Origin of the sequence: Agrobacterium sp. Ap1, assembly GCF_017313375.1 — a bacterium.
Taxonomy (GTDB): Bacteria; Pseudomonadota; Alphaproteobacteria; order Rhizobiales; family Rhizobiaceae; genus Neorhizobium; species Neorhizobium cellulosilyticum.
On the sequence record NZ_JAFLMY010000027.1, the window covers coordinates 19,887 to 32,891 of the forward strand.

A 13,005-nucleotide genomic window follows, 5' to 3' on the forward strand; every position below is an offset into this window, starting at 1 on the left:
GTCAGAGCGTAATTAAGCCATTAAGGAGATACGAACTTTTGACCATACCTTTCAGGCAGCAAACCGCTGTGTTGGATGAAATCATGCGGCGTGAATTCTTATCCATGGAAGTTATCTTACAAGCTCGCGCGACCATCACCCAGCCATGCGGAATTGATAAATCAAATGCGCGGTCATCCCAATGAATTTGGAATGAGCTCATGATTCAGCATTATCTGCTGTGAAGTATTCGCCATTCGCAACATCGTACGATTCCGAGATGAGACACTCTGTCCTACCGGACGATTTTTATAATCCTGCACCGGGCTTCAATGCTCTGCACACGCAACAATGTTTCCGAGAGATTACGTTTGTCTGTCGGAGATAATCCGCGATGCATTTTCTTGAAAAATATAAAAAGGGAACATGTAAAATGTGGTTCAAGACAACTCTGGTCGCCATATCTTTCGCAGTCGCCGCGCATACAGCTCAGGCGCAGACGGTCTATAAGGTCGGGTCGACACCGACGGGTACTCCCTTCACCTTCCTCGATGCTAAAACCAATACCATCCAGGGAGTGATGGTGGATGTCATCGAGGGGATCGCCAAGGACGGCGGATTCAAGATCGAGATCCAGCCGATGCAGTTCTCGGCGCTGATCGCCGCGCTGACCTCCGGCAAGATCGATATCATTTCGGCGGCCATGTATGGCTCGCCCGAGCGCGCCAAAGTCGTCGACTTCAGCCAGGATGTTTACGCCTATGGCGAAGGCCTGGTCGTATCTGACAAGGACACGACCGATTACACCAGCGTCCAGGATCTCAAGGGCAAGAAGCTCGGGGCTCAGGTCGGCACCCGCTACATCGATTACATGAAATCATCCGGCGCGCCGTCTGAGGTAAACGCGTATGAATCTCTGCCCGACATCCTACGCGATGTCACCAATGGTCGCCTGGACGGCGGCGTCGGCGACTATCCGATTCTCGCCTATAACATTGCTCAGGGACGTTTCCCGGGACTTCGCCTCGTTCAATCCTACAAGCCGGCTGTCGTCGGTCCGATCAATATCGCGGTCACCAAGGGCAATGCCGAGCTTCTGGAAAAGATCAATACCGGGCTTGCCAAGATGAAAGAGGACGGCCGCTTCGACGCGATAAAGAAGAAGTGGGGCCTCTAAGACTCGGCAACAAAGATCATGTCTCATTTCTTCGAGCAGGCGCCCGGCTATCTGCCGATCCTGATGCAGGGCGTCTATCTGACCGTGCTCGTGACCATTGGAGCATTTGTACTTGCGACCGTGCTCGGTCTGGTCTGGGCATCGATGCGGGTGAGCGGCATTGTGCCGCTTGCCTTTACCGCCAGTACGATCATCATCATCGTCCGCGGCATCCCCGGAATGGTGATCCTGTTCTACATCTACTTCGTCATGCCGGATCTCGGCCTGTCGCTGACGGCCGTTCAGTCAGCCATAATCGGCCTGGGCATAGCCTATTCGCCTTACATGGCGGAGGTCTTCCGCTCAGGCATAGAAGCCATCGACCGGGGCCAGACGGAAGCGGCGCTTTCGATCGGCATGGGCTGGGGCCTGCTGATGCGACGGATCATCCTGCCCCAGGCGATCCGTGTTGCATTACCACCCTACGGCAGCACGATGATCATGCTGCTCAAAGATTCCTCGCTCGCTTCAACGATCACCGTCGCGGAGCTGTCGCTGCAAGGAAAGTTGCTTGCGTCCTCGACCTTCGAGAACACGATCATCTTCACACTTGTCGCATTCATCTATCTTGCCATGAGCCTGCCGCTGACGGCTTTCAATTCATGGCTTGAACGACGTCTGGGGAAATCGCGATGAGCATCATCGAACTGAAGAACATCCGCAAGAGTTTCGGCACGATCGAAGTCATCCACGACATTTCCTTCTCGGTGAAAAAGGGCGAGGTCGTCTGCATCATCGGCCCTTCGGGATCCGGCAAATCGACCTTGCTTCGCTGCATCAACGGGCTTGAGACCTATCAGGGCGGCGAGATCAGGGTTCATGGCGATCGCGTCGATACCGCCAGCAAAAGTATCAAGCGCATCCGCACCCGGGTGGCCATGGTGTTTCAGCGCTTCAACCTCTTCCCTCATATGACGGCGCTCGAGAATGTCGCGGAAGGGCCGATCTACGTTAAGAACGAACCGCGCGAGAAAGCGCTTGAGCACGCTCGCGAATTGCTGACACGCGTCGGGCTTGCGGCGAAGGCAGACAGCTATCCGCCCCAACTGTCGGGTGGCCAGCAGCAGCGTGTCGCCATCGCCAGGGCGCTCGGAATGCAGCCGGACGCCATTCTGTTCGACGAACCGACATCCGCGCTCGATCCCGAACTCGTCGGTGAGGTTCTTGCCGTCATGCGATCATTGGCCGCGGAAGGCATGACCATGGTTGTCGTTACGCATGAGATGGGCTTTGCACGGGAAGTTGCCGATCGCGTGCTCTTTCTCGACGGTGGCGTCCTGGTCGAACAGGGTCCTCCCGAAGAAGTGCTGAGCCGTCCGCAAAACCCGCGCACGCAGGATTTCCTGCGACGCGTTCTAGAAGCGTAACGGCCATGACGAAGCTGAAAAGCCGCTTTTTCACCCATGATGCCGTTAATGAACCCTATTGGTGGGAGGATGCGAAACCGACAGCAACCCTGGAAGCGGATCTGCCTTCCCATAGCGAGGTGGTCATTATCGGGGGCGGCTTCACCGGCCTCAATGCGGCCCTTACGCTTGCCAGAGCAGGCCGACAGGTTACCGTATTGGACGCCGAAGCCCCCGGCTGGGGCGCCTCTTCACGAAACGGAGGCATGCTGGGACCGGGCTGGGCAACATTCGACACGGCCATGGCCTATGGTGCCGACAAGGCAAGGGCAATCGTCACCGAGAGCTTTCAGGCTCTGCAGCACGTAACGGATGTCGTCGGCCGGGAGAAAATCGATTGCGATCTGGCAGTCGTCGGATATTTCCGCGGCGCTGTTACACCGCGTGCTTACGATGCGATGGGCGCGCAGCTGGAGCGCATCCGCAAGGTCATGCCCTGTGATGCTTATCTCGTGCCACGTGCGGAACAACACGGCGAGATAGGCACAGACTTCTATCACGGAGGCCTCGCCATTCCCGGCTATGCCGGGTTACATCCGGCCCGATACGTTGCAGGCCTGGCACAGGCTGTCAAACGAGCGGGCGTGAAAATCGTTGCTGGCGTGCGCGTGACGGCACTCGAATGGCAATCGACAGGCTTCAGGGTGTCGGACGGCAAGAGGCAGATCGAAGCAAAGCAGGTTCTGCTCGCCACGAACGGTTATACCGGCCCGCTCTATCCTTTCCTGCAGCGCCGTATCATCCCGATCCGCAGTGCAATCATAGCAACCGAACCTCTGCCATCCGCCGTCATGAGCCAATTGATGCCGAAGCGGCGCATGCTTGCCGGAAGCCAGCGTGTCGTCACCTATTTCCGGCCATCGCCGGACGGGACGCGCATCCTCTTTGGCGGCCGGGTGCTCAAGGTTACCGGTGAGGACGTAGTGGAAACGAATGCCGCGCATCTGCGTAAACAGATGCTGCAGGTTTTTCCCGAACTGGCGGACGCAGGGATTTCCCACTATTGGCACGGCCAGACCGGTTTCACCTTCGACTAGCTGCCGCATCTCGGTCAACATGAAGGCGTTTATTATGCCTGTGGTTATAACGGGACCGGCATCGCGCGCGCCAGCTGGTTAGGCCACAAGATAGCCCAACGCATGCTGGGTATCGAAGATGAACCGAGTGCCTACGCAGATCTGCCCTTCCGCAGCCGTCATCTCTATTACGGCAAGCCTTGGTTTTTGCCCCTCGCCGTTCTCTATTACGAGATGCGTGACCGCTGGGACCAGCGGTAACGCAGGCCCGAATGCTTCCATCAGGCAGTTCCGCTAACGCGCATCTTCAGCCGAAGGATTGCGAAGCCAACCCATAAACAATTGGCCGGCCGCCGTCGCTTTCGCCATAACTCGCAGCCTCGGATGTCACCATCGTTTTGACCGTGTCGTAGACGGACATGCCGGACTGCTGGACAAAATTCGCAAAGTCGCCGGTCTCGAAACGAAGGTCGATCCGCAGGAAACTCCCGACATGCGCAACGATTTGCGGACGTGTCACGACGATGGCATCCGCATCGCAGGACGCGACGATCGGGCCGATCACATGCCCGCGCCCGAACCGGCGTCTCATCGAATAGGCAATCAACCGGTCGCCGTCATAAAGACCGTAGCAGATCGAGCTTTCAAGCAGACGGATGAGATGAACCCGTCGCTCCGCACCGAAGGCGGGCGTATCGAGCGCAATCACCGCTTCAATATCGGCGCGATCCAGGCGTCTGAGCGTCAGTCCGTCGGCGATTGCGGCGGTTTCTGGCGGCGCAACGGCCTCGCCCTGACATTGAAATATCGTCCGTTGCGGGCGAAAGCCGAACGAGACGTAAAGGCGGCGTGCCTCACGGGTCGAGTTGAGACGAATATGCCGGCCGGAACAATCCGCAAGCACACGTTCCATCAGCCATCTCGCAGCGCCGTTCGCCTGCAGTCGAGGGGCGGTAATCAGCATGCCGAAAGTGGCGAACTGATCTCCATGAGGAAACCACATGGTGGATGCGGATATTCGCCCGATCTCGTCAAGCGCGACGAAGCCGTGGCCGACATCGCGTGCGTGCTGCCAATCGGGCGCCCGATGCGGCCATCCGACGGAAATCGACAATGCCTGAAGTTGTGAAAGCTCAACATCCGCGATGTCAGCCGTACGCATCTCGAACGCATCGACATGCAATGTCTGTGGTATCTTCGTATTCATCCTTCACCCAGCCGCGACAGGACTTTCTTGCAGGCCCGGTAAAAAGCCCATCACTCCCAGTGATTATGTTAGCCCGCTCCCGGCGAAACATTTCACTGCGAAGATGAGTTTCGGCACAAGATTGCACCGTATCCCTTCGACTTTCAGCAGCCATCCCTTTTCCCGACGACTAACCTTGGTCTTCAAATCGGGGAGATGCCGCCATTACGGCACATAACAACTGGGCATGACGGCAAGATCGATGCGCACCTACGAGATTCTGGAAAAACTGGTTGGTTTCCCTTCAGTTGTCGGCACGCCCAACAACGATATCGTTGAATGGATCGCGGCTTATCTCTCCTCGTTCGGCATCAAGTCGCATATGCTTGCAGGCCCCGAGGGTGACCGCGCCAATCTTTTCGCCACGATCGGCCCGGCCGACAGGTCCGGCTATATTCTATCAGGTCACATGGATGTGGTGCCGGCCGGCGAGGCTGGATGGAACAGCGATCCTTTCGCATTGAGAGCCGATGGCGAAAAGCTGTATGGCCGCGGCACCAGCGACATGAAAGGTTTTCTGGCAGCTGTTCTGGCAGCCGTTCCCGCGCTGGTCGCTGCCCCCCTTGCACGCCCGATCCATCTTGCTTTCTCCTATGACGAGGAAGCCGGTTGCCGGGGTGTGCCGCATCTGCTTGCCCGGCTGCCGGACCTTTGCCTGGCCCCGCTCGGCGCCATCATCGGAGAACCGAGCGGCATGCAGGCGATCCTTGCGCACAAGGGAAAAGCTGCAGCCCGGCTCACGATCACGGGGCGAACGGGACATTCCTCGAGGCCCGATCTCGGCCTCAATGCTATTCATGCGATGACCGAAGTATTGCAGGCCTCCGTCGCTGCGACAGCGGAGCTGACAAACGGTCCGTTCGAAAGAGAATTCGAGCCGCCCTATTCCTCCATTTCCGTCGGAACGATCCGCGGTGGCCAGGCCGTCAACGTCATTCCGGACCACTGCTCGCTTGAGATAGAGGCACGAGCCATTTCGTCCGCGGAACCGCAGACACTGCTTGCTCCCGTGCGAACGGCAGCAGCAGCACTCACCGCCAGAGGTTTCGAAGTCGACTGGCAATTGCTCAGCGCCTACCCTGCCCTTCTGCTTGCCTCCTCGTCACCGCTCGCGGCCCTTCTAGAAGACCTAACCGGCATCGAGCCGCTCGCCGCGGTCAGCTATGGCACGGAGGCAGGTCTCTATCAGCAGGCAGGCATCGACGCGATCGTCTGCGGGCCGGGGGATATCGCCCGCGCCCATAAGCCGAACGAATTCATCCTGACGAGCGAACTGGCTGCTTGCCAGACGATGATCGAGATGCACGGCCAGATATGCTGCCGGCAAACTTGAGATGGGAACAGCATCATGACCTTCCTTTTCCACTCAGACGCCGTGCGCGGCCAGATTTTCCGGGACGCCTTTGCCCGGGACCTTCCTGACCTGCCCTATTCCATGGATCCTTCGACCGTCGATCCCGACGCCGTTCGTTACCTCATCACCTGGACTGTTCCGGAAAACCTTGCACGTTACCGCAACCTCGAAGTGCTGTTTTCCACTGGCGCCGGCATAGACCAGTTCAGCGCGGCCTCGGTGCCAGAGCATGTGAAGATCGTGCGGATGGTCGAAGAAGGCATCGTGCGGATGATGCAGGAATATGTGCTGCTCGGCGTGCTCGCGCTTCACCGCAACCTTCCCGCCTATCTGCTGCAGCAGAAGGCCGAAGCGTGGAAAGTATTGCCGCAACCACAGGCCGGCGAACGCCGTATCGGCGTCCTCGGCCTCGGCAATCTCGGCCAGGCCGTGCTCGATCGCCTGAAGCCCTTTGGCTTTCCTCTTGCCGGCTGGAACAGGTCGGAGCGCAGCATCGATGGAGTTCGCTGCTACAGCGGCGCGGATGGTCTGAAGGCCATGTTGTCCGAAACCGACATTCTCATCTGTCTGCTTCCCCTGACCGACGAGACACGCGGCTTCCTGAACTCCGATATCTTCAACGCGATGCCCAAGGGTGCAGGCCTCGTGCATGTCGGACGCGGCCCACAACTCGATCATGATGCATTGCTGTCCGCCCTTGATAACGGCCAGCTTTCGGCAGCCGTGATCGACGTGACAGACCCGGAGCCGCTCCCGGCCGGCCATCCATTCTGGCGGCATGAGAAAATCCTGCTCACGCCGCATATCGCCAGCATCACCCAACCCCATACGGCCGCGCGTGCCGTGATCGACAATATCAAGAGGCTTCGCGCCGGACTGGATCCGGTCGGCCTCGTCGACAGACAGCGCGGATATTGAAACCTCGACATCGAAAGGACAACCATGTCGCTCCTCAAGACCATCGAAACCAACCCGTCCTTCGCCCCGCGTGAAGGACGCCCCACGCCTGAAAGGTTGATTTCCGGCGACCCGCAGTTCAAGACATGGGCGCAGGATGAAGCACATGGCGAGCTTATCCACACCGGTGTCTGGGAAGCGACCCCCGGTCTCACCCACTCGATCAAGGGCGAGACCTTCGAGTTCTGCCACATCATTTCCGGCATCGTCGAAATCACCCCCGAGGATGGCGAGCCGGTCGTCTACAAGGCCGGCGATAGCTTTGTCATGAAGCCGGGTTTCGTCGGTGTCTGGAAGACCATCGAAACAGTTCGCAAGATCTATATCACGGTCACGCCCTGACACGAATGCAGGCGGCGCGGTTTGATGGTCAAGCCGCGCCGCATTCGGCCATGTGCCGAGACCCCATGGACAAGCATTGCGCAAACGACGGTATTGTCGTCACGTAACCGGAGGCATAGCGATGAGCCTGAGTTTCGATCCCGACAGCCTGACCTTGCCTGTGGGGCATTTTATCGGTGATCGGCTTATCTCGGCCGAGGGCATGATCCCGATGCAACGGCCATCTGACGGGAAAAACTATGCCGGCTGCCCGGTTGCCGACGCCGATGTCGTTGATCAGGCAGTCCAGACCGCGAAATCGGCGCTGAAAACCAGCAATTGGGGCGGCCTCCGCCCGCGCGAGCGACTGAACCTCCTGCATCGCTGGGCCGATCTCATCGAGCAGGAGGCGGAAAGGCTGGCCCGGCTGGAGGCCATATCCTCCACCCGCCCAGTCGGTCAGCTGGTCTCGGGCGATATCGCGGTCTCCGCCGAGCAGATCCGCTTCTTCGCCGAATTCGCCGACAAGGAAGGCGGCGAGCTGGTGCCGACCGACGATGGCAATCTCGGCATGATCATGACGGAACCCTATGGAGTGGTCGGTGCCATCACCCCATGGAATTTCCCGATCAACATGGCGGCGTGGAAACTCGGCCCGGCACTTGCCGCCGGCAATGCCGTTGTCCTGAAGCCGTCCGAGATGACACCCTTTTCGACGCTCTATCTTGCTGAACTCGCAGTTCGGGCCGGCATACCGGCGGGCCTGATCAACATCGTGCTCGGCGACGGAATGACCACCGGCAACGCCATTACCGGGCACCCCAACATTGCCAAGGTAAGTTTTACCGGCTCGACGCGCGCCGGCTCGGCGATAATGGAGAATATCGCCCGCACCGGCATAAAGCCGATGACCCTTGAGCTTGGCGGCAAGAGCCCGCAGATCGTCTTTGCAGATGCAGATATCGAGAAGGCGGCTGCGGCGGTGACGGCAAGCATCACCAGCAATGCCGGACAGGCCTGTGTTGCAGGATCCCGGCTGATCGTCGAAAAGAACGCCTCCGCTCGGCTTATCGAAGCCATCCTGAAACGGATGAAGACCATTGTTCCAGGCCCGACCTGGGATGCGGCAAGCCAGTATTCACCGATCATCTCCGACAGGCAGCGCCAGCGCATCGATGACATCGTCACCGCCTCGGTCGCAGCCGGCGCGGAACGGCTGACGGGCGGCAGTTCCATGGATTTACCCGGTTATTTCTACGCGCCAACGCTCCTGACCGGCATCGACCAGACGTCTCCGGCGGTGGTCGAGGAGATCTTCGGGCCTGTTTTGACCATACAGACATTCGAAGAGGAGGAAGAAGCCATGGCGCTTGCCGATCACCCGAGCTATGGGCTGGCCGCCGGCCTCTTCACCAGCGATCTTTCGCGCGCAATCCGGCTCACCCGCCGTCTGCAGGCCGGCACGATCTGGGTCAACCGCTACGGCCGTTCGCGCGACCATATTTTGCCGACAGGCGGCTACAAGCAGTCAGGTATCGGCAAGGATCTCGGCCGGGAAGCATTCCAGGCCAATCGAAAAAGCAAGAGCGTCCTGATCAGCCTCTGAGGATGAAGAACATGAAGACACACACGATAGCCCTGATCCCCGGCGACGGCATTGGCCGCGACATGACTGCAGCCGCCTGGTCGGTGCTGCAAAAGGCCGCCGGCAAGCACGGTTTTGGCCTGAAGGGCACCGAGTTCCCCTGGTCCTGCGCCTTTTACAAGGAGACCGGTGCGATGATGCCGGCCAACGGCATCGAGATCCTGCGCGGCTTCGACGCCATCCTGCTCGGTGCTGTCGGTTGGCCCGCAGAGGTTCCGGATTCGGTTTCGCTGCACGGGCTGCTTCTGCCGATCCGCAAGAGCTTTGTGCAATATGCCAATATCCGCCCGCATCGCCTGCTGCCGGGCGTGGAAGGCCCGCTCAAAGCGACGCAATTCGATATCCTTTGCATCCGCGAGAATACCGAGGGCGAATATTCGGGTGCTGGCGGACGCATCCACCAGGGCAGTTCCGACGAAGTCGCCGTCGAGACATCGATCTTCACCCGTAGAGGCGTGGAACGTATCCTTCGTTTTGCCTTCGAACAAGCACGCAGCCGTCGCGGCAAGCTTGCATCCGTCACCAAATCGAACGCCCAGAAATATTCGATGGTGTTCTGGGACGACGTGACGAAAGAACTTTCCGCCGAATATCCGGATGTCGAGGTCACCAGCTATCATATCGACGCCATGGCAGCACGCATGGTGATGGCGCCTGAAAGCCTCGACGTCGTGGTTGCCTCCAACCTGTTCGGCGATATCCTGACCGATCTTGGCGCTGCCATCCAGGGCGGACTTGGCTTTGCCGCTTCCGCCAATATCAATCCCGAGCGCAACGCCCCGTCAATGTTCGAGCCGGTACACGGCTCCGCTCCCGATATCGCCCATCTCGGCATCGCCAATCCGATCGCCACGGTCTGGTCCGGCGCCATGATGCTCGACCATTTGGGAGAAAAGGAAGCCGCCACCACGATCATGAAGGCGGTCGAGGCTACCACCGCAAGCGGCATCGGTAGCGTCCCCGGCAAGGACGGGACGGACGCCATCACCAGCGCGCTGCATGCCGCGATCTAACATTACCGAGGACCGGACCAATGCAGAATTTGAACCTCTCGTCCCTGTTTCGGCAGGAAGGCCTGATCGGCGGAACATGGGTCTCTGCCCGATCAGGCAAGACGGTCGACGTCACCGACCCGGCCAGCCAGACGGTCGTCGGCACTGTTCCGGATATGGGCGGTAACGAAACGCGTGCGGCGATCGAAGCGGCCAACAAGGCCTATCCGGCATGGAAGAAGAAAACCCATGCCGAGCGTGCAGCGCTGCTCGAAGCCTGGTATGGCCTGATGATCGAGCATATCGAGGATCTGGCACTGATCCTCACCACCGAACAGGGCAAACCTCTCGATGAGGCGCGCGGCGAAATCCGCTACGGCGCATCCTTCGTCAAATGGTTCGCGGAAGAAGCCCGCCGCATCGGCGGCCAGACCATCCCGTCGCCGACACCGGATCGCCGCATCATCGTCTTGAAGGAAGCCGTCGGTGTCTGCGGCATCATCACGCCGTGGAATTTCCCGAATGCGATGATTACCCGCAAGATTGCCCCGGCGCTCGCCGCCGGCTGCACGGTCGTCGTAAAACCATCCGAATTCACCCCCTACTCGGCGCTGGCGCTGGGCGTGCTCGCCGAAATGGCGGGAATTCCGGCCGGCGTGGTCAATATCGTTACCGGCATGCCGAAGGAAATCGGCAACGAGATCATGGCCAATCAGACGGTGCGCAAGATCTCCTTTACCGGCTCCACTCCTGTCGGCTCGCTCCTGATGCGCGGCGCCGCCGACAGCGTCAAACGCCTGTCTTTGGAACTCGGCGGCAACGCGCCTTTCATCGTGTTCGACGATGCCGATCTCGATCTTGCCGTCGAAGGCGCGATCATCTCGAAATTCCGCAATGGCGGGCAGACCTGCGTCTGTGCCAACAGGATCCTGGTACAGTCCGGCGTCTACGAACGCTTCGCCGAAAAACTCACGGCACGGGTCAATGCCATGAAGGTCGGCCCCGGCACGGAGAAAGGCGTTTCGATCGGCCCGATGATCAACCAGGCGGCCATCGCCAAGATCAATCGCCATGTCGAGGACGCGCTCGCCAAGGGCGCAACGATCATCTCCGACAAACCTGAACTGCCGGCAAGCGGGCAGTATACCGCTCCGATCGTATTGACCGGCGCAACGACGGACATGCAGCTTGCAAACGAAGAGACCTTCGGTCCCGTTGCTCCCCTCTTCCGCTTCGAGACGGAAGACGAGGCGATCGCCATTGCCAATGGCACGCCCTTCGGTCTCGCCGCCTATTTCTACACCGAAAGTCTCCGGCGGGCATGGCGGGTCGGCGAGGCGCTCGAATTCGGCATGGTCGGATTGAATACCGGCGCGATATCGACGGAGGTCGCCCCATTCGGCGGCGTCAAGCAATCCGGCCTCGGTCGTGAGGGATCACAGCTCGGTATCGATGAATATCTGGAAGTGAAGACCTTCCATATCGGCGGGCTCGCCTGAGCCCGACCTCAAGGTGTCACGAAAAAGAGTGGAGTTGCACGCAACCCCACTCTTTTTTGTTTTTACGACTGATGACGGAACCAGCGTTGGCCTACTGGATCTTGTCGAGCATCTTGAAATACAGGCCGACAAACGGCAGGAACCAGGGCTTGCCAAAGTGACCGGGCACGGCCGGCCAATCGAGATCCTTCACCGGGTTTCTGTCCGGTCTGCCAAGGATCGCGTCAGCCATCGCCATGCCGAGATGAGTGGAAAGCTGGGCGCCATGGCCCGAATAGCCCATCGCGTACCACAGGCCGTCATGGTAACCGGCACGCGGATAACGGTCCTTGGTGACATCGACGAGACCGCCCCAGCAATAGTCGATTTCGACCTTTGCCAGCTGCGGAAAGATCTTGCCCAGGCTTTCGCGCAGGATTTCCCCGCTCTTGGCGTCCGAACGCTGATCGGATGTGGCGGAAAATCGCGCCCTGCCACCGAAGATCAGCCGGTTATCCGGCGACAAGCGCCAGTAATTGCCGATGTTCATCGTGTTCACGCAGGTGCGGTTACCGGGCATGGTGGCAGCCACTTCCGCATCGGTGAGCGGCCGTGTCGCGATGATGAAACTGCCGACCGCCATGATGCGGCGGCGGAAATAGCCGAAGTTTGGCGTCGTATAGGCACCTGTCGCCACAAGCACGTTGTCGGCCGTCACGACACCCTTTGCGGTTTTGAGGATATGACGCCCACGGGCCTGCGAATGCTCCGTCACCAAGGCATTTTCGACGATCGTTGCACCGCGTCGCGCCGCGGCCTCGGCAAGGCCCACGGCATAACGTCCCATATGCATCATGGCGCTTTTCTTTGACAGCATTGCGCCATGGAAGGGAGAGCCGACTTCGCCTTTCAGATCAGCGGGAGACAGAAGTGCCGTGTCCGGATCGACTTCCGCATGCACCGCCTCGAAGTTCTTCGCCAGGCCTGTGAAATGCTGCGGCTTGGAAGCGAGTTTCAGCTTCCCGGCACGACGAAAATTGCAGTCTATGCCTTCCTCGGCAATGATTGCCTCAAGCGTGTCGATGGAATCGTCGAGCGCCTTGTAAAGTGCAATCGCCCGCTCCTTGCCCAGTTCCTGCTTGGCGGCAAGGTAACTATGCGCCAGACCGTTGTTCAGATGGCCGCCATTGCGCCCCGAGGCACCAAAACCGACGGTATCTCGCTCGAGTACGACGACCTTGGCGCCTGCCATCGCAAGCTGCCGCGCAGCGCCAAGCCCCGTAAATCCTCCGCCGATGACGGCAACGTCGTAATGACCCTCGACGGATCCCTGAACGGCTCCCGCGAAGCGGGATGCCGTATCATGCCAATAAGAGACGTATTTCATCAGCCTCG

General features: G+C 59.4%; 13 protein-coding genes. 11 read left to right on the forward strand and 2 right to left on the reverse strand.

The genetic code is table 11. The features are described from left to right. Nucleotides 1-412 precede the first annotated feature (412 nt). The 5 genes from JZX87_RS27255 (at nt 413) to JZX87_RS31560 (ending at nt 3,878) form a co-directional block, all read left to right on the forward strand. Nucleotides 413-1,156, forward strand: coding sequence for an ABC transporter substrate-binding protein (locus tag JZX87_RS27255; protein ID WP_206828981.1), 744 nt, complete (start codon nt 413-415; stop codon nt 1,154-1,156). An 18-nt stretch (nt 1,157-1,174) separates the two neighbouring features. Continuing rightward, nucleotides 1,175-1,831 (forward strand): amino acid ABC transporter permease, encoded by a 657-nt coding sequence (locus JZX87_RS27260; protein ID WP_206828982.1) that lies wholly within the window; start codon nt 1,175-1,177, stop codon nt 1,829-1,831. A 2-nt stretch (nt 1,832-1,833) separates the two neighbouring features. Further along, a complete protein-coding gene (locus tag JZX87_RS27265) occupies nt 1,834-2,562 on the forward strand; it encodes an amino acid ABC transporter ATP-binding protein (protein ID WP_206829010.1) in 729 nt (242 codons plus the stop codon). A 5-nt stretch (nt 2,563-2,567) separates the two neighbouring features. Continuing rightward, on the forward strand, nt 2,568-3,638 hold the full coding sequence (locus JZX87_RS27270) for an NAD(P)/FAD-dependent oxidoreductase (protein WP_286195113.1): 1,071 nt from the start codon (nt 2,568-2,570) through the stop codon (nt 3,636-3,638). A 102-nt stretch (nt 3,639-3,740) separates the two neighbouring features. Beyond that, nucleotides 3,741-3,878: a hypothetical protein gene (locus JZX87_RS31560; protein WP_286195114.1), complete on the forward strand. Its 138-nt coding sequence runs from the start codon at nt 3,741-3,743 to the stop codon at nt 3,876-3,878. Nucleotides 3,879-3,924: 46 nt separating this feature from the next. On the opposite strand, the gene JZX87_RS27275 is transcribed toward JZX87_RS31560, so the two are convergent. Then, a complete protein-coding gene (locus JZX87_RS27275; protein ID WP_206828983.1) occupies nt 3,925-4,824 on the reverse strand; it encodes a GNAT family N-acetyltransferase in 900 nt (299 codons plus the stop codon). A 241-nt stretch (nt 4,825-5,065) separates the two neighbouring features. Here JZX87_RS27275 and argE point away from each other — a divergent pair, with 241 nt between their 5' ends. The 6 genes from argE (at nt 5,066) to JZX87_RS27305 (ending at nt 11,631) form a co-directional block, all read left to right on the forward strand. After that, nucleotides 5,066-6,196: an acetylornithine deacetylase gene (gene argE, locus JZX87_RS27280; protein ID WP_206828984.1), complete on the forward strand. Its 1,131-nt coding sequence runs from the start codon at nt 5,066-5,068 to the stop codon at nt 6,194-6,196. 15 nt (nt 6,197-6,211) lie between these two features. After that, nucleotides 6,212-7,135 (forward strand): 2-hydroxyacid dehydrogenase, encoded by a 924-nt coding sequence (locus JZX87_RS27285; RefSeq protein WP_206828985.1) that lies wholly within the window; start codon nt 6,212-6,214, stop codon nt 7,133-7,135. Nucleotides 7,136-7,159: 24 nt separating this feature from the next. Continuing rightward, nucleotides 7,160-7,516, forward strand: coding sequence for a cupin domain-containing protein (locus tag JZX87_RS27290; RefSeq protein ID WP_206828986.1), 357 nt, complete (start codon nt 7,160-7,162; stop codon nt 7,514-7,516). A 121-nt stretch (nt 7,517-7,637) separates the two neighbouring features. Then, nucleotides 7,638-9,101: an aldehyde dehydrogenase family protein gene (locus tag JZX87_RS27295; RefSeq protein ID WP_206828987.1), complete on the forward strand. Its 1,464-nt coding sequence runs from the start codon at nt 7,638-7,640 to the stop codon at nt 9,099-9,101. Nucleotides 9,102-9,112: 11 nt separating this feature from the next. Next, nucleotides 9,113-10,153, forward strand: a complete 1,041-nt coding sequence (locus JZX87_RS27300; protein ID WP_206828988.1) for a tartrate dehydrogenase — start codon at nt 9,113-9,115, stop codon at nt 10,151-10,153. 20 nt (nt 10,154-10,173) lie between these two features. Continuing rightward, nucleotides 10,174-11,631: an NAD-dependent succinate-semialdehyde dehydrogenase gene (locus tag JZX87_RS27305; protein ID WP_206828989.1), complete on the forward strand. Its 1,458-nt coding sequence runs from the start codon at nt 10,174-10,176 to the stop codon at nt 11,629-11,631. A gap of 91 nt (nt 11,632-11,722) precedes the next feature. On the opposite strand, the gene JZX87_RS27310 is transcribed toward JZX87_RS27305, so the two are convergent. Continuing rightward, complete coding sequence (locus JZX87_RS27310) at nt 11,723-12,997, reverse strand: NAD(P)/FAD-dependent oxidoreductase (RefSeq protein ID WP_206828990.1); 1,275 nt, start codon at nt 12,995-12,997, stop codon at nt 11,723-11,725. Between the last annotated feature and the right edge of the window lie 8 nt (nt 12,998-13,005).

What these genes read in the sequence shown, in the direction of transcription:
- JZX87_RS27270 (WP_286195113.1), top strand. Translation starts at nt 2,568, where the DNA reads ATGACGAAGCTGAAAAGCCGCTTTTTCACCCATGATGCCGTTAATGAA.
- JZX87_RS27295 (WP_206828987.1), top strand. Translation starts at nt 7,638, where the DNA reads ATGAGCCTGAGTTTCGATCCCGACAGCCTGACCTTGCCTGTGGGGCAT.
- JZX87_RS27310 (WP_206828990.1), bottom strand. Translation starts at nt 12,997, where the DNA reads ATGAAATACGTCTCTTATTGGCATGATACGGCATCCCGCTTCGCGGGA.
- JZX87_RS27255 (WP_206828981.1), top strand. Translation starts at nt 413, where the DNA reads ATGTGGTTCAAGACAACTCTGGTCGCCATATCTTTCGCAGTCGCCGCG.
- JZX87_RS27290 (WP_206828986.1), top strand. Translation starts at nt 7,160, where the DNA reads ATGTCGCTCCTCAAGACCATCGAAACCAACCCGTCCTTCGCCCCGCGT.
- JZX87_RS27275 (WP_206828983.1), bottom strand. Translation starts at nt 4,824, where the DNA reads ATGAATACGAAGATACCACAGACATTGCATGTCGATGCGTTCGAGATG.
- JZX87_RS27305 (WP_206828989.1), top strand. Translation starts at nt 10,174, where the DNA reads ATGCAGAATTTGAACCTCTCGTCCCTGTTTCGGCAGGAAGGCCTGATC.
- argE (WP_206828984.1), top strand. Translation starts at nt 5,066, where the DNA reads ATGCGCACCTACGAGATTCTGGAAAAACTGGTTGGTTTCCCTTCAGTT.
- JZX87_RS31560 (WP_286195114.1), top strand. Translation starts at nt 3,741, where the DNA reads ATGCTGGGTATCGAAGATGAACCGAGTGCCTACGCAGATCTGCCCTTC.
- JZX87_RS27300 (WP_206828988.1), top strand. Translation starts at nt 9,113, where the DNA reads ATGAAGACACACACGATAGCCCTGATCCCCGGCGACGGCATTGGCCGC.
- JZX87_RS27285 (WP_206828985.1), top strand. Translation starts at nt 6,212, where the DNA reads ATGACCTTCCTTTTCCACTCAGACGCCGTGCGCGGCCAGATTTTCCGG.
- JZX87_RS27260 (WP_206828982.1), top strand. Translation starts at nt 1,175, where the DNA reads ATGTCTCATTTCTTCGAGCAGGCGCCCGGCTATCTGCCGATCCTGATG.